Origin of the sequence: Streptomyces sp. 8N706 (assembly GCF_052245415.1) — a bacterium.
In the GTDB taxonomy this organism is placed as follows: Bacteria; Actinomycetota; Actinomycetes; order Streptomycetales; family Streptomycetaceae; genus Streptomyces.
In genome coordinates, this window is the sequence record NZ_JBQQBW010000019.1 from 1 (window position 1) to 16,366 (window position 16,366).

Consider the following 16,366-nt stretch of genomic DNA (forward strand, 5'->3'; position numbering starts at 1 on the left):
GGTAGCCTTCACCCCCTTCACCGGGCCCTGGAACATCGCCGGGCTGCCCGCGGTGTCCGTTCCGCCCAGCTGGACCGGTGAGAGCCTGCCCATCGGCACGATGCTGGGCGCACCGCACGGTGCCGAGGGGACGCTGCTGGCACTCGCGGCGCAGCTGGAGTCGGCGTCGCCCTGGCAGGACCGCCGCCCCCAGGTGTGGTGACCCGGGGGCACCGCAGGGCCGCCCGGACCACCTCGCGCAGCGGCGGGCCCGGTTCCGTGCCCGGCCCGGTCCCGTGCCCGGCCGTTCTGTGGCCGGAGTGCTTGCCCCTGGGCCGACGATCCGCCGCTCGAGAGCCCGGGGTCCCCGACAACGCGGACACCGACGAGGCGGACACCGACAACGCGGACACCGACAAGGCCCACACCGACAACGCGGACACAGACGAGGCCGACACCCGCATCGGGGCTCCCGCGCCTCGGAGCCCCCGCCTCCACCCAGGGGCCGAGGCCTCCGTACGCGCCGGGGCACTCCCGGCCCCTGAGGGCGGTCCCGGCCCCGCGCGGGAGGTGCTCCGGCCGGGCAGGGGCGGCTGGGGAAGGGCCGCTGGGCGTCGCTCGCGACGGTGGGCGGCGGGCCCGCCGCCGGGCGGAGTCGGTACCGTTTCGTCACGGAAAACCGCCGTCCGGACCTGCCGTCCCCCCGCAATCCCTGCGCCCGCCACCCCGTCCCGCAGTGAAATCGAGCACGGGAGGCCTATTGTGACCTGAGACACCTTCCCCGGGTGTTTACGTCTGCCCCGGCGCCCGCTGGGTATGGCTGCTGTGACCCACTGCCGTCGAAAGCACCGGAGGCCCACCGTGGCTGCGTCCGCTCAACTGCTTCCTTCCGTCCTTTCCAAACCCGCCGAGCCCCTGGATCCCATGCCCGCCAACCCGCTCGACCTGGACGGTCTGTCCGACCCGGACTCCGGCCTGGACGGCGCCAGCTCCAGTGAGTGGGCCGAGCCGCCGCTCACCAGCGAGCCGCCGCTCGCCGACTCCTCCCCCCTCACCAGCGAGCCCCCACTCGCCACTGAACTTCCGCTGACCAGCGAGCCGACCGCCACCGGTATGGGTGCGGGCACGGAGTCCACGGAGGTCTAGATGGGCCGAGCGCGGCTCGCCGCACTGCACGGAGTCGCCACCTCCTACGCGCCCTCGCCCGGCCGTACGGCCGACGTACCCGAGGACACCGTCGTCGCCGTCCTGGCCGCGCTGGGTGTCGACGCCTCCACGCCCCGCGCCGTGCGAGCAGCCCTCGATGCGCACGCGCATGGTGCAGCGAACCGCCTGCTCCCCGACACCGTGATTCTGCGGGTGCCCGCCGCACCTGCCCCCCATGCCACCCCGGCCGCGGTCGGCGCCCCCCGGCGCCGGACCGCCCCGGCCCTCCCCGAGGGCACCGTGCTGCGGGTCGAGACCGAGCACGGCGACAGCCTTCCGTGGGACGGCGCCGCCTTCTTCCGGGGGGCCGCCTCCTTCCGGGGGAGTGCTGCGACCCCGGCGGACGGTGGGTCCGGCAGCGCCGCTGCGCCCGGTCTCCCGCTCGGGACGCATACGGTGCGTGCGCTGGCGCCCGACGGCCGTTCCGCCCGCGCCACCCTGATCGTCACCCCCGACCGCGCCCCGCAGCCCGGCGGCCGGGCCTACGGCTTCCTCGTCCAGCTCTACTCCCTGCTCTCCGCCCGCTCCTGGGGCATGGGCGACCTGGGGGACCTCGCCGACCTGGCCGCCTGGTCCGGCCGATCGCTCGGCGCCGGCTTCGTCCAGCTCAATCCGCTGCACGCGGCCGTGCCGGGCAACGGGACCGACCCGACCGACCCCTCCCCGTACCGCCCGTCCTCCCGCCGCTTCCCCGACCCCGTGCATCTGCGGGTCGAGGACGTGCCGGAGTACGCGTATCTGGCGGGCCCGGCCCGTGGGCGTACGGCCGGACTCCTGGACCGGGCGGCCGCGTTACGCGACTCCGTCCTCCGCGAGGGCGCTCTGATCGACCGCGACGCGGTGTGGCGGCTCAAACGCGAGGCCCTGGAGCTCGTACGCGACGTGCCGCTGAGCCCCGGCCGCCGCGCCGCCTACTGCGACTTCCTCGCCGAGCAGGGCCAGGCGCTGGACGACCACGCCACCTGGTGCGCGTTCGCCGAGGTCCACGGCTCCGACTGGCACACCTGGCCCCCGGCCCTGCGCGACCCGCGCTCCCGCGAAACCGACCGGATGCGCGGCGGGCTCCTCGACCGCGTCGACTTCCACTGCTGGCTCGCCTGGCTGGCCGACACCCAGCTGGCCGCCGCCCAACGCGCCGCGCGGGACGCGGGGATGGGCATCGGCCTGGTGCACGACCTCGCCGTCGGTGTGCACCCGGGAGGCGCGGACACCTGGGCGCAACAGGACGCCTTCGCCACCGGGATGTCGGTCGGCGCGCCCCCGGACGCCTTCAACTCCCGTGGTCAGGACTGGGGGCTGCCGCCCTGGCGCCCCGACTCCCTCGCGGCCGCGGGCTACGCCCCCTACCGCGACCTGTTGCGCGGGCTCATGCGCCACGCGGGTGCGCTGCGCATCGACCATGTGATGGGGCTGTTCCGGCTGTGGTGGGTGCCGGAGGGGAGTGAGCCGACCCAGGGCACATACGTTCGCTACGACGCCGAGGCGATGCTCGGTGTGCTGGCCCTGGAGGCACACCGCGCGGGCGCCGTCGTCATAGGAGAGGACCTGGGCACGGTGGAGGCGGGCGTCCGCGACGCCTTGGCCGCGCGCGGTGTGCTGGGCACCTCGGTGCTGTGGTTCGAACGCGACTACGACGGTGCGGCGAAGCGCGACCACGCCCGCGCGGTGCCCGACCACGATGGTGCGGGGGTGCCCGGCCACGGCGGTGCGGGGGTGCCCGGCGACGCGGCGAAGCGGGACCACGGCGGTGCGGGGGCGGCCGGCCCCGGTGGTGACGGGAAGGCGGCGACGGCGTCCGGTGGCCGGGCCCGCCCGCTGCCGCCCGAGGCGTGGCGCGCGGGTTGCCTCGCCACCGCCACCACGCACGACCTGCCGAGCACCGCCGCCCGGCTCACCGGTGAGCATGTCGGACTGCGCCACCGGCTCGGGCTGCTGACGCGACCGCTCGCACAGGAGCAGGCCGAGGACGCGGTGGAGGTCGCGGAGTGGCTGGGGCTGCTGCGCCGGCTGGGGCTGCTGCCGGAAGGTGTCGAGGACGAGGAGGGGTCGATCAAGGCGGTCTACCGTTTCCTCGCCCGTACACCGGCCGGCATGGTCGGTGTCTGGCTGCCGGACGCGGTCGGCGACCGCCGGCCGCAGAACCTCCCCGGGACCTGGGACCAGTACCCGAACTGGCGGCTGCCGATCGCGGGCGCGGACGGCCGGCCGGTCAGCCTGGAGCAGCTGGTGGCCTCACCGCGGCTGCGTTCCCTGATGGCCGAACTCGCGGAGCAACTCCCCGCCGTCCGGGCCGCCGCTCCCATCCGGACGGCGCCGGTTTCGAGGTGTCGACAACGCTCGTGATCGATACGCCTGGCCGAGCCGGGTGGCCGTCGGGGCGCTCGCGACCATGACCGGTCCTCGGGCCCACGGCCGGTCCTTCGTTTGCCGGCGGCCGTGCGGCAGTCCCGCTCCCGTCGCCCTGGCCGGACCCGCGTCGGGCACTCGGCCGACCGGCCACAGGGGCACCCCGGGCGCGCGCGGTCCGAGGGCGTTGGCTACGGTGACCCCGTGGACAAGAAGAACGCCCTGCGCGCCGGAGCCGTCACTGCCGGTACGACGCTGATGATGCTGCTGATGTCGTCCCCCGCGCTCGCGCTCACCCGCGACGACGGCGACGACCCGGGTCCGGGCCTGAGCGTCGGCGAGACGCTGGGCCTCTACGTGTTCGCTCCGATCGTTCTCTTCCTGGTGATCGCCGGCCTGGTGATCGTCGGTGACAAGAGCCGCAAGCAGTAGCGGGGTTCGACGCCACCCGCATCACGCCTGACCGACGAGGGCGCCCCGGCCGTACGAGGCGGGGGCGCCCTCGTCGCGTACGCGCGGGGTGGTACGGGGCCGCGTAAGCCGTTCGGCGGCTGTTCTCCTCGCCCGACGCCCGTGGAGTCGCACGAACCTCACGGACAGCACAGTCTTTTCTGTGACACCCGACAAAACGGATCATCACGGGAAGGCGAGCCCCATGCCGAAGTACCTCATCAAGGCGACCTACACCCCGGTCGGCCTGAAAGGGCTGCTCGAAGAAGGCGGCACCGGTCGTCGAGGGGCGGTCGAGCAGATGGTCCAGAGGCTGGACGGCCGGCTCGAGACGATGTACTGGGCGTTCGGCACAGAGGACGCCTACCTCGTGGTCGAGCTGCCGAACAACGCATCCGCGGCCGCGCTGGGCCTCGTGGTGTCGGCAGCCGGCGCGGTCCGTACGAGCACGGTCGTCCTGCTGACGGCGGAGGAGATCGACGAGGCCACCCGCCGGAAGGTGCCCTACCGGGCCCCCGGCGAGTGACGCCCCGCCGTCCCGGCCGGGACGGCCATGACGTGCCGTCCCGGCGAACGTGGTGAGGGCCCGTTCCCGTGGGCCACGGAGGACCGGGGGCCCCGTCGGCCCGCGGCCGCCTGCCCGGGGCCGGGAGCCGTTGTCCGAACCGGCTGCCGTGACCGTGGCCGTACGACCGCCGGGGCCTGTCGGCCGGACCTGCCGCCGCCTGACGGAGGACGCCCACGGCCGCCGCCGTGACTGCCCCGACGCGACCGGGCCGCCCCGGTCGCCGCCCGAGGAGCAGCCCGGCAGCCGCCGGCCAAGGGCGTCCGGCTGCCGTGGGCGTACGACGGACGACGACCAGGCGTCCGGCAGCCCTGGGCCGACGGCGACCCAGGGCTGCCGGCTGCGTTTCGCGTCAGGGCTGGTCGGCCGCCGCCGCGTCCGCCGCCTGGGCCTTCAGGGCGCGCTCCACGCCCGCCCGCGACTCGGTGACCAGCCGGCGCAGCGCCGCCGACGGTTCGGCCGACGCCAGCCACGCGTCCGTCGCGTCCAGCGTCGCCTGCGAGACCTGGAGCGTCGGGTAGAGACCGACCGCGACCTGCTGAGCCATCTCGTGGCTGCGCGAGTCCCACACGCCCTTCACGGCGTCGAAGTACTTCGCGGCGTACGGGGCCAGCAGCTTGCGCTGGTCGGCCTGGAGGAAGCCACCGATGACGGCCTCCTGCAGCGCGTTCGGCAGCTTGTCGGACTCGACGACCGACGCCCACGCCTCGGCCTTCGCCTCCGCCGTCGGACGGGCCGCCCGGGCGGTCGCCGCGTGCCGCTCACCCGCCGAGGTCCTGTCCCGCTCCAGCTCCGCCGAGATCGCGTCGTCGTCCGCGCGGCCGGTCGCCGCCAGCCGCTGCAGGAACGCCCAGCGCAATTCGGTGTCGACGGCCAGGCCCTCGATCGTCCCGGACCCGTCCAGCAGGCCCGAGAGCAGGTCGAGCTGTGCGTTCGTACGTGCCGTGGCCGCGAACGCGCGGGCCCACGCCAGCTGGTGGTCGCTGCCCGGCCGGGCAGCGCGCAGCTGCTCCAGGGCCGCGCCGCTCCACTTCGCCAGGCCGGTCTCCCGCCAGGAGGGGGCGGCGTAGAGGTCCAGCGCCAGCTTCACCTGGCGCTGCAGCGACTGGACCACCCCGATGTCCGACTCCTTGTGGACACCGGACAGCACCAGGTCGAGGTAGTCGCGGGCCGCCAGTTCGCCGTCGCGGGTCATGTCCCAGGCCGAGGCCCAGCACAGGGCCCGCGGCAGCGACTCCTCGAAGTCGCCCAGATGCTGGGTGACGGTCGCCAGCGAGTCGGCGTCGAGCCGGACCTTGGCATAGGACAGGTCGTCGTCGTTGAGCAGGATCACCGCCGGGCGCTCCTTGCCCACCAGGGCCGGGACCTCCGTCAGTTCGCCGTCCACGTCCAGCTCGACCCGCTCGGTCCGGACGAGCCTGCCGTCCTTGAGGTCGTAGAGGCCGATGGCGATCCGGTGCGGACGGAGCGTCGGTTCGCCCTTGGCGCCCGGTGGCAGAGCCGGGGCCTCCTGGCGCACGGAGAAGGAGGTGATGGTGCCCGAGGAGTCGGTCCCGGCCTCCGGTCGGAGGATGTTGATGCCCGCGGTCTCCAGCCACTGCTTCGACCAGGTCTTGAGATCGCGGCCGGAGGTCTCCTCCAGGGCGCCGAGCAGATCGCTGAGCCGGGTGTTCCCATAGGCGTGGCGCTTGAAGTAGGCCTGGACTCCCTGGAAGAACGCGTCCATGCCGACGTAGGCCACCAGTTGCTTCAGCACCGACGCGCCCTTGGCGTAGGTGATGCCGTCGAAGTTGACGAGGACATCGTCCAGGTCGCGGATCTCGGCCATGATCGGGTGGGTGGAGGGCAGCTGGTCCTGCCGGTAGGCCCACGTCTTCATCGAGTTCGCGAAGGTGGTCCACGCGTGCGGCCACCTGCTGCCCGGCGCGTGGGCCTGGCAGGCGACCGAGGTGTAGGTGGCGAACGACTCGTTCAGCCACAGGTCGTTCCACCACTCCATGGTCACCAGGTCGCCGAACCACATGTGGGCCAGCTCGTGGAGGATGGTCTCGGCCCGCGTCTCGTACGCCGCGTCCGTCACCTTCGAACGGAAGACGTACTGGTCCCGGATGGTCACCGCACCCGCGTTCTCCATCGCCCCCGCGTTGAACTCCGGCACGAAGAGCTGGTCGTACTTGGCGAAGGGGTACGCGTAGTCGAACTTCTCCTCGAACCAGTCGAACCCCTGCCGGGTGACCTCGAAGAGCGCGTCCGAGTCGAGGTGCTCGGCGAGCGACGGACGGCAGTAGATGCCCAGCGGCACCGACCGGCCGTCCTTCTCCCAGCTGCTGTGCACACTGTGGTACGGGCCGACGATCAGCGCCGTGACATAGGTGGAGATACGCGGCGTCGGCTCGAAGCGCCAGACATGGTCCACGGGCTCCGGCGTGGGGGAGTTGGAGACGACCGTCCAGCCCTCGGGGGCCTTCACGGTGAAGCGGAACGTCGCCTTGAGGTCCGGCTGTTCGAAGGACGCGAAGACCCGTCGGGCGTCCGGCACTTCGAACTGGGTGTAGAGATACGCCTGCTGGTCGACCGGGTCGACGAAGCGGTGCAGGCCCTCGCCGGTGTTGGTGTACGCGCAGTCGGCGACGACCTTCAGTTCGTTGGGCCCCGCCTCCAGGTTCGGCAGCGCGATACGGCTGTCCTTGAAGACCTCGGCGGGGTCGAGCGCGGTGCCGTTGAGCACCACCTCGTGCACGGTCGGCGCCACCAGGTCGATGAACGACTCCGCTCCGGCCTCGGCGGAGTCGAAGCGCACCGTGGTCACCGAAGAGTACGTACCCCCCTCCTGTGCCCCGCTCAGGTCGAGGTCGATCTCGTACGAGTCGACGCGCAGCAGGCCGGCCCGCCGCTGCGCCTCCTCGCGGGTGAGGTTCGTGCCAGGCACCTGGTCATCTCCTTGTTTCCGCGGCTTTTCCAGCCATCCTTCCACGCTTACGGGGATTCCGGCGGACTGGCTGCACGGGCTGATCGTGGCCACCCCGCAGGTGTTCGCCCGCCAGGTCGGGCAGCTGCTCGGCGCGATCCACCGGGCGTCGACGACGACGGGCTGACACGCGGCGGGGGCCGCCGGACGACGGCCGGTCCGCCGTGCCTCGGCGGCGGAGGGCTGACCTACGCGCGGGCATCCGGAGGGCTGACCTACGCGCGGGCATCCGGACGACGGACCCAGCCGCCCGAAGCGGGTCCCCGTGTCCGTACGCCCACCGGCCCGCGGACCGGCGAGGGCCGCCCGCCACCGTCCGGGAGCGCGGCCAGTGAACCGAACCCGTCGGCCAATGCGCGGCACGCGCCACGGCACGCACCGGGGAGGGGCTCGTACCCCGCCGTATGAACACGCGGTGAGCGCCAACCCTCCCCGACGCGAGGAACGGATGGCGCTCAACCGTCCTCATGATCCATGTGCTGTGATCGGCGTCGGTCGTTTCTGCGTCGTTAAGGCGCACGCCACCCCGGGTGCCAACCATCCCCAGTGAGCGGGGGAATCCCCGCACTCACGCACTCGGGGGGATCGCGCATGTCCCGGACCAGGTCCGTCGTCTCCGCTGTCGACCGCCGCGCCCTGCTCGCCGCCGTGGGCGCCGTAGGAGCCTCCGCCGGGCTCGGGCTCGCCTTCGGCCCGGGCAGCGGGTCCGCCGAGGCGACGGCTCCGGCGACCGGCCGGCTCGCGGCGCGGCGCGCGGTACGGGCCGCGCCCGGCGCCCCGCCCGCCGCCCCCGCCGAGCCGTCGACGGCCGGCACCACTCTCCGTACGGTCGCGGCTCCGCGCGGCTCCGGCGGCTACCGCCGGCTCGCCGACGGCCCCGGCTGGTCCCGCGTCGTACGGCCCGAACTGGCCGCCGCCAAGTCCGGACGAGCGGACCGGCGTACCGCTCTCGCGTCGTTCGTGCAGTTCACCGACCTCCACGTGGTCGACGTCCAGCACCCGCTGCGCAGTGAGTTCCTGCGCTCCGAGCTGATCAGCTCCTTCCGTCCGCAGGAGGCCCTGTCGGTCGCCGGTGCCGTCTCGCTCGTCGAGCGCGTCAACGGACTGCGCGGCGGTCCGGTCACCGGCGCCCCGCTGGGCTTCACCATGACCACCGGCGACAACACCGACAACAACGCCAAGTCCGAGCTCGACTGGTTCCTCACCGCCATGAGCGGTGGCCGCATCACCCCCAACACGGGCGATCCCCGCCACTACGAAGGGGTCCAGAACAGCGGCCTGAAGCTCTACTGGCAGCCGGACAGCCCGATACGGGACACCGACAAACAGCTCGGGTTCCCGCAGCTCGACGGCTTCCTGGAGGCGTCGATCCGCAGCGTCGACAGCCCCGGTCTGCGCATGCCCTGGTACTCGACGGTCGGCAACCACGACGGTCTGCCCGGCGGCTGCTACGCGCCCGGCAAGAACTTCTTCGCCGACTTCGCCGTCGGCGGCCGCAAGCTGGAGACGATTTCCGCCGGGGAGGCCGCCTCGCTCTGGGACGCGGTCAAGAAGGGCCGGGATCCGAAGGGCGAGGGCTACGAGGAACTGCTGCGCACCCGCACCCGGGAGATGCGCAGTGTGACACCGGACCCGGAACGGGCGCCCTTCACTCCGCACGAGTACCTCAAGGCCCATCTGGACCCCCGGTACACCGGTGCCGGCCCGGTCGGGCACGGCTACACCGCCGCCGACCTCGCCGCCGGCCGGCTGTACTACTCCTTCAGGATCTCCGACGACGTCCTGGGCATCAGCCTCGACACCACCAACTCCGGTGGCCACTACGAGGGTTCGCTCGGTACCGCCCAGCTCCGTTGGCTGGAACGGACCCTCGACGCCCATCAGGACAGCCACGTCCTCGTCTTCAGCCACCACACCAGCAAGACGATGCGCAATCTCCGGCCCGACCCGGCCCGGCCGGCGGAGCGGCGGCACGGCGGAGAGGAGCTGGTCGCCCTGCTGAAACGTCACCGCAACGTACTGGCCTGGATCAACGGCCACAGCCACAAGAACGAGATCATCCCCCATGACACCCTCTGGGAGATCTCCACCGCCTCACACGTCGACTTCCCCCAACTCGCCCGTGTCATCGAGCTGGTGGACAACCACGACGGGACCCTGTCCCTGTTCACCACACTCGTCGAGTCGGCCGCTCCGCACCGGACGGACTTCGCCGACCTCTCCCAGACCGGACTGGCCGCCCTCTACCGTGAGCTGTCCTTCAACGCTCCCGGGTCCCGCACCGCGCTGGCGGGCGAGCCGGGCGACCGCAACACCGAACTCCTGCTGAAGCGGCGCTGAACACCGTTCCCGCCTCCGCTCCGGCCACCGGGGCTCACCGCGGGGTGACCACCACATAGGCGGCCGGGTCGCGGTCCCCCGCGGCCGTCAGTGCCGTACGCACCACGGTCGCCTGCTGTTCCATCGCCTCCCGGAGCTTCCTCGGCGTGGTGTGCACCACCGTGATGCCGAGCCGCTCCAGATGCTCGCGCTTGCGGGCGGCCTCCGACCACGCGGCGTTCTCGTCGTGTCGCGGTGTGCGCACATCGATCTCCAGCGCGACGGAGTGGTCCGGCCAGTACGCGTCGACTCCTCCGAGGTGAGGGCCGCCGGGCAGCCGGAGGTCGACGTTCCAGAGCGGATCGGGCAGGGCGTGGGTGCGCACCATCTCGTAGAGGCGGCCTTCCGTGAGCGCCCGGCCCTCGGCGAGGAGGGTGTCCACGGCGTCGACCACATGCGGCCGGGACAGCAGCCGGAGGCGGCTCAACTCCCGTACGACTGGCGCGGGTTCGCAGTGGCCGCCGCGTACGGCCTCGGTCAGCAGACGGCGTACGGCCGAGGCGTCGGCGAGCTGTGCCACCGCGTCGGCGAGGGCACGGGGCACGGGGGCGACGGGCAGGCCGGTGATCTCCACCGGCTGGGGCAGGGCGTGCGTCCGGACGAGTCGTACCGGACCGGTGGAGCGGAGCCGGCGGGTCCGGGAGATCAGGACCTCGATGCGGGCCAGCGACCGCAGCGGGGGAGCGGAGGCGAAACGGTGCAGGGCGAGCGCCGCCAGGCCTGTGATCATCGCCTCGCCGTCCGGCCCGTCGCCCGAGGGCGGCACTCCCGGCCGCCGGCTGGGGGTGGGCCGCCCCGCGTACAGCAGTGCGGCGTGCAGCCGCTCCTCGCTGGTCGGTGTGGACTGGTGCAGCAGATAGACGCCGGGAAGGAGCTGCTGCCATCCGCCGCCGGGCTGGATGCGGTCGGCCACATCGGCGGCGGTCGCGCCACGGGCCCGTAGCTGGCGAAGTGTCAGGACGCGGCGCCGGACGTCGGAGAGGTGGCGGACCGGGCGCTGGGAGAGCGGGGTGTCGAAGGTCATGACCCGCCGATTCCCTCCCCCGGACCGCCCTCTAACCGCTGTTACACGCCCGTCGACAAACCAGGACATCACCGTCCTAAAGTACGGGAGTTCGATGACCGACCGAGGATTCACCCGATCAGCCGGACGGTCCAGGGGGGCGAGGACGGGAGCCGTTGTCAGCTCGTCGCGGCGGCCGGCGCCCCCGCGTCGCACTCCTGGGCACGCAGCGCACGCGCCAGATCGTCGTACGCCTCGAGTACCAGCCTGCGCAGTGCGGGCGGTGCGTCCGGGTGGCCGTCGAGCCATGCCTCGGCGAGTTCCAGCGTCCCCCGGTTGTCCTGGAGGTTCGGAAAGAGCCCTCTGACGACGGCCATGGCGATCTCGATCGACCGCTCCCGCCACACGCTCTCGATCGCGGCGAAGTACCGCTGCGCGTACGGAGCCAGCAGGTCGCGCCGGTCCGGCTGCATGAAGCCCGCGATCGTGGCCTCCACCAGCGCGTTCGACAGCTTGTCGGACTCCACGACATCGGCCCACGCCTCGGCCTTCACTCCGGCGGACGGCCGCGCCGCGAGACAGCGCACCTGGTGCCGCTTCCCGGACGCCGTGTCGTCCCGGGCCAGTTCGGCGCCCAGCACCGTGGCGTCGGCCACCCCGTGCGCGGCGAGGGGCTCCAGGAACGTCCAGCGCAGCTCCTGGTCCACGTCCAGGCCGTCGATGGACGCGGTGCCCGCCAGCAGGCCTTCGAGCAGCTGCAGATCGGCGGGGGTGGTGGCGGTCCGGGCGAAGAAGCGGGCCCACGCCAGCTGGTGGCCGCTGCCGGGCTCGGCGAGCCGCAGCTCCCGCAGCGCGCCGTCGGACAGCGCCGATCCGCCCTGTTCCCGCCGTTCCGGCGCCACATAGTGCACCAGAGCCGTCTTGGCCCAGGCGTGCAGCATCTGCAGGACGCCGATGTCGCTCTCCCGCCCGGCGAAGCGGAGCACCAGGTCGAGGTAGTCCCCGGCGGACATCAGCCCGTCGCGGGTCAGGTTCCACAGCGCGGACCAGCACAGCGCCCGGGCGAGCGGGTCGGAGAGGTCGCCGAGATGCCGGCGCAGCGTGTCCAGCGAGTCCTCGTCGAAGCGGATCTTGCAGTAGGTGAGGTCCTCGTCGTTGACCAGGATCAGCTCGGGGCGCTCGGCTCCGGTCAGTTCGGTCACGACCGTACGGGGCCCGTCGACGTCCACCTCGGCGCGGGCGTAGCGCACCAGCGCGCCATCGGCCGCGGACCGCCGGTAGAGCCCCACCGCGACCCGGTGCGGCCGGAGCGTGGGCTGTGCCTCCGGTGCCTCCTGGAGGACCGCGAGCTCGGTGATCCGGCCGTGGGCGTCGTAGGTCGCCTGCGGGGTGAGCGAGTTGACGCCCGCGGTCTGCAGCCAGGCGCGCGACCACGCGGCCATGTCCCGTCCCGAGGTCTCCTCCAGGACCTCCAGCAGATGCTCCAGCCGGGTGTTGCCGTACGCGTGCCGCTGGAAGTAGCGCCGGGCGCCCTCGAGGAAGGCCTCCCGCCCGGCGTACGCCACGAGCTGCTTGAGCACCGAGGCGCCCTTGGCGTAGGTGATGCCGTCGAAGTTGAGCTTGGCGTCCTCCAGGTCGCGGATGTCGGCCGTGACCGGGTGGGTGGAGGGCAACTGGTCGGCGCGGTAGGCCCACGCCTTGCGGCGGTTGGCGAAGGTGATCCAGCCGTCCTGGAAGCGGGTCGCCTCGACCAGGGAGAGAGCGCCCATGAAGTCGGCGAAGGACTCCTTGAGCCACAGGTCGTCCCACCACTCCATGGTGACGAGGTCGCCGAACCACATGTGCGCCATCTCGTGCAGGATGACGTTCGCCCGGCCCTCGTACGACGTCCGGGTCACCTTGCCGCGGAAGACGAACTCCTCCCGGAAGGTCACACAGCCCGGGTTCTCCATCGCGCCGATGTTGTACTCCGGTACGAACGCCTGGTCGTACTTCCCGAACGGGTACGGATAGTCGAAGTGGTCGTGGAAGAAGTCCAGGCCCTGCTTGGTGATGGTGAAGATGTCGTCCGCGTCGAAGTGCTTGGCGAGGGACCTGCGGCACAGTGCGCTCAGCGGGATCTCCAGGACGGAGCCTTCCGCCTGGACGGAGCCCCCGGCCGAGGCGCGGCTGTAGTGGTCACGCGCGACGTGGTACGGGCCGGCGACCACCGCCGTGATGTAGGTCGAGATCGGCTGCGTCGGTACGAACCGCCAGGTCGCGGCACCCGTGCCGGTCGGCTCCGGCTCCCCGTCGACGGCGGCGTTGCTCAGCACCGTCCAGTCGGCGGGGGCCGTGACCGAGAAGGTGAACGGCGCCTTGAGGTCCGGCTGTTCGAAGGTGGTGAAGACACGCCGGGCGTCTGCCGGTTCGTACTGCGTGTAGAGGTAGACCTCACCGTCCTCGGGGTCGGCGAAGCGGTGCAGCCCCTCTCCGGTCCGGCTGTACGCGCACTGTGCGTCCACCGTGAGGACGTTCTCCGCCGCCAGCCCCTCGAGCGCGATCCGCGCGCCGTCGAAGACCGCGGCCGGCTTCAGCTCCCGTCCGTTCAGCACCACCGAGGTCACGGAGGAGGCGATGAGGTCGGCGAAGGTGGCGGCGCCCGGTTCGGAACAGCGGAAGCGGATCGTCGTCGTCGACCGGAAGGTGCGCGGCTCCCGCTCGCCGTCCGCGGGATCCGTCCCCGCCTCCGCCCCGACCGCCGACCGCAGGTCCAGGGCGACGTCGTACCCGTCCACGGCCAGCAGCCGGGCCCGCTCCCGGGCCTCGTCACGGGTCAGGTTCTCACCGGGCACGACGGCTCCTTCGGTCTCATCCGTCTCACACTCCGAACGCCGCCATGGTGCCACGCCGCGCCGGCCGGAGGCTGCCGGGAATGGCCGCGGCGCCCTCGGGCGTTGCTGGTACCACCAGCCACGACGTCCGCCTGAGGAGACCGCGTGACCGCCGCACCGGAGAAGACACACCCCTCGAACTCGTCCGGGGCGACCCCGGTCGACTTCTGGTTCGACCCGCTGTGCCCCTGGGCCTGGATCACCTCCCGCTGGGTGCTCGAGGTGGAGAAGCTGCGCCCGATCGAGGTGCGCTGGCATGTGATGAGCCTGGCGGTGCTCAATGAGCCCAAGCTCGACGAGCTGCCCGAGAAGTACCAGGAGATGATGACCACCACCGCCTGGGCCCCGGTGCGGGTCGCCATAGCCGCCGAGCAGAAGTTCGGCAGTGAGGTGCTCGGCCGGCTGTACACCGCCCTCGGCACCCGCTTCCACAACCAGGGCGAGGGCCCGACGCCCGAGGCGATCAGGGCCGCCCTGGAGGACGCGGGTCTCCCGGCCGACCTGGCGGACTTCGCCGGCTCGGACGAGTACGACACCGAGCTCCGCGCCTCTCACCGCGAGGGCATCGAGCTGGTCGGCCAGGAGGTCGGCACCCCGGTGATCGCCGTCCCCGGCGCCGACGGCGAGCGGATCGCGTTCTTCGGCCCGGTCGTCACCCCCACCCCGAGGGGCGAGGCCGCCGCCCGGCTCTGGGACGGCACCCTGCTGGTCGCCTCCACCCCGGGCTTCTACGAGATCAAGCGCACGCGCACGGTGGGCCCCAGCTTCGAGTGACCCCGGGTGCGCGGGGCATGGGCGATACGGCCGCTGTCCGCCGGCCCGTGACACGCTCCGTGTGACGGAAGGCCCCCGCGCGACGGGTACGCGCGGGGGCCTTCCGTTTCCGCCTGCCGGTGAACGGTGAACGGTGAACGGTGAACGGTGAGAAGACGATAAGGGACGCGGAACGGGCCGGGGCCCGCACCCCTCTTCTGTGGGTGCGGGCCCCGGCCCGTTGGAGCGGTACGGGTCACTCCGCCTCGACGGCGGCGCGGCTGCCGCGGTGGCGCAGGGCGCCGATGGCGACCACCAGCGCGGCCACCAGTGTCGACAGGATGACCTGCTCCCGCCCGGCCTCGTCCGTGAGCATGTAGACGAGGACGAAGCCGATCATCGCTGCGGTCGCCCAGGTGAGATACGGGAAGAGCCACATCCGGACGACGAGCCTCTCCGGGCTCTCGCGGAGGATGATCCGCCGCATCCGCAGCTGGGTGAAGCAGATGACCAGCCAGACGAAGAGCGCGACCGCGCCCGAGGAGTTCAGCAGGAACTGGAAGACCGTGTCCGGCCACTTGTAGTTGAAGAACACCGCGACGAAGCCGAAGAGCACCGAGCCCAGGATGGCGGCCTGCGGGACGCCCCGTGCGTTCGTACGGGCGAAGGCCTTCGGTGCGTCGCCGCGCCGGCCGAGCGAGAAGGCCATACGGGAGGCGGTGTAGAGGCCCGAGTTGAGACAGGAGAGCACGGCCGTGAGCACGATGACGTTCATGATCTGGCCGGCGTGCGGGATGCCGATCGAGTTGAGCGCGGCGACGTAGGAGCCGTCCTTGACGATCGAGGCGTCGTCCCAGGGCAGCAGGGCCACCACGACGAAGATCGAACCCAGATAGAAGACACCGATCCGCCAGATCACGCTGTTGGTGGCCTTGGTGACCGCCCGCTGCGGGTCCTCGGACTCTCCGGCGGCGAGGGTGACGATCTCGCTGCCCATGAACGAGAAGACGACCATCAGCACACCGGTGAGGATCGCACCGGGGCCGTTCGGCAGGAAGCCGCCGTGTCCGGTGAGGTTGGCGAACCCCGCCGCCTCGTTCTCCGCGCCGGGCAGCAGCCCGAAGACCGCGAGAGCGCCGATGACGATGAAGGCGGCGATCGCGACGACCTTGATGCCGGCGAACCAGAACTCGAACTCACCGTAGGAGGAGACCGAGGCCAGGTTGGTCGCCGTGAGCACCACCATGACGATCAGCGCCCAGCCCCACTGCGGTACGGCCGGTACCCAGCCCTCCAGGATCTTGGCGCCCGCGGTGGCCTCCACGGCCAGCACCACGACCCAGAAGAACCAGTACAGCCAGCCGATGGAGAATCCTGCCCAGCGCCCGAGCGCCCGGTCCGCGTAGGCGGAGAACGATCCGGATGTCGGGTCGGCCGCGGCCATCTCGCCGAGCATCCGCATCACGAAGACCACCATCGCCCCCACGAGGGCGTACGACAGCAGGATGCCGGGGCCGGCGGCCGCGATGCCGGACGCGGAGCCGACGAACAGGCCCGCGCCGATGACACCACCGATCGCGATCATGGACAGATGGCGGTTCTTCAGTCCGGCCTTGAGACCGTCGGGGGAGGGGGCCTGTCCGGGGCCGCCGTGTTGGGCGTCCGCCTTCGTGGGCGTCGACTGCGCACTCATGTACGGGATCCTTAGCTCTCGGGTTACGAGCTCGGCCAGTGAATCTCAGGAGAAGGTCCAGGAAAACCTTTGATTCCAGATCGTTGCATTCGGTTGCCCTTGAGAAGTGGCGTGTCACACCCAGTGAGGTCTGCCCGGTGGCGGACATGCC

General features: G+C 72.1%; 10 protein-coding genes and 1 pseudogene. 7 read left to right on the top strand and 4 right to left on the bottom strand.

Features of this window, described 5'->3' with window-relative positions; all coding sequences use genetic code 11:
- The 5 genes and pseudogenes from ACTWQE_RS10140 to ACTWQE_RS10160 form a co-directional block, all read left to right on the top strand.
- Positions 1–202, top strand: a pseudogene (locus ACTWQE_RS10140) (amidase); the annotation flags it as partial.
- A gap of 701 nt (positions 203–903) precedes the next feature.
- The gene (locus ACTWQE_RS10145) at positions 904–1,125 is read left to right on the top strand and encodes a hypothetical protein (RefSeq protein ID WP_443328527.1); all 222 of its coding nucleotides are present in this window, start codon (positions 904–906) and stop codon (positions 1,123–1,125) included.
- The gene (gene malQ / locus ACTWQE_RS10150) at positions 1,126–3,528 is read left to right on the top strand and encodes a 4-alpha-glucanotransferase (RefSeq protein WP_443328528.1); all 2,403 of its coding nucleotides are present in this window, start codon (positions 1,126–1,128) and stop codon (positions 3,526–3,528) included.
- 207 nt (positions 3,529–3,735) lie between these two features.
- Complete coding sequence (locus ACTWQE_RS10155; protein WP_443328529.1) at positions 3,736–3,963, top strand: hypothetical protein; 228 nt, start codon at positions 3,736–3,738, stop codon at positions 3,961–3,963.
- A 223-nt stretch (positions 3,964–4,186) separates the two neighbouring features.
- On the top strand, positions 4,187–4,507 hold the full coding sequence (locus ACTWQE_RS10160) for a GYD domain-containing protein (RefSeq protein WP_443328530.1): 321 nt from the start codon (positions 4,187–4,189) through the stop codon (positions 4,505–4,507).
- A 391-nt stretch (positions 4,508–4,898) separates the two neighbouring features.
- Here the strand turns inward: ACTWQE_RS10160 and pepN (ACTWQE_RS10165) are convergent, their stop codons facing one another.
- A complete protein-coding gene (gene pepN, locus ACTWQE_RS10165; protein ID WP_443328531.1) occupies positions 4,899–7,475 on the bottom strand; it encodes an aminopeptidase N in 2,577 nt (858 codons plus the stop codon).
- Between the two features lie 630 nt (positions 7,476–8,105).
- Between pepN (ACTWQE_RS10165) and ACTWQE_RS10170 the strand changes: the two genes are divergently transcribed.
- The gene (locus ACTWQE_RS10170; protein WP_443328532.1) at positions 8,106–9,854 is read left to right on the top strand and encodes a TIGR03767 family metallophosphoesterase; all 1,749 of its coding nucleotides are present in this window, start codon (positions 8,106–8,108) and stop codon (positions 9,852–9,854) included.
- A 34-nt stretch (positions 9,855–9,888) separates the two neighbouring features.
- On the opposite strand, the gene ACTWQE_RS10175 is transcribed toward ACTWQE_RS10170, so the two are convergent.
- Both ACTWQE_RS10175 and pepN (ACTWQE_RS10180) read right to left on the bottom strand, forming a co-directional pair.
- Positions 9,889–10,917 carry a hypothetical protein gene (locus tag ACTWQE_RS10175; RefSeq protein ID WP_443328533.1) on the bottom strand — a complete coding sequence of 343 codons (1,029 nt, stop codon included), beginning with the start codon at positions 10,915–10,917 and terminating at the stop codon, positions 9,889–9,891.
- 158 nt (positions 10,918–11,075) lie between these two features.
- Positions 11,076–13,730 carry an aminopeptidase N gene (gene pepN, locus ACTWQE_RS10180; protein ID WP_443328534.1) on the bottom strand — a complete coding sequence of 885 codons (2,655 nt, stop codon included), beginning with the start codon at positions 13,728–13,730 and terminating at the stop codon, positions 11,076–11,078.
- A 144-nt stretch (positions 13,731–13,874) separates the two neighbouring features.
- On the opposite strand from pepN (ACTWQE_RS10180), the gene ACTWQE_RS10185 reads away from it, so the two are divergent.
- A complete protein-coding gene (locus ACTWQE_RS10185) occupies positions 13,875–14,543 on the top strand; it encodes a mycothiol-dependent nitroreductase Rv2466c family protein (RefSeq protein WP_443328535.1) in 669 nt (222 codons plus the stop codon).
- Positions 14,544–14,778: 235 nt separating this feature from the next.
- Here the strand turns inward: ACTWQE_RS10185 and ACTWQE_RS10190 are convergent, their stop codons facing one another.
- Positions 14,779–16,215 carry an amino acid permease gene (locus tag ACTWQE_RS10190; protein WP_443328536.1) on the bottom strand — a complete coding sequence of 479 codons (1,437 nt, stop codon included), beginning with the start codon at positions 16,213–16,215 and terminating at the stop codon, positions 14,779–14,781.
- Positions 16,216–16,366: the final 151 nt, after the last annotated feature.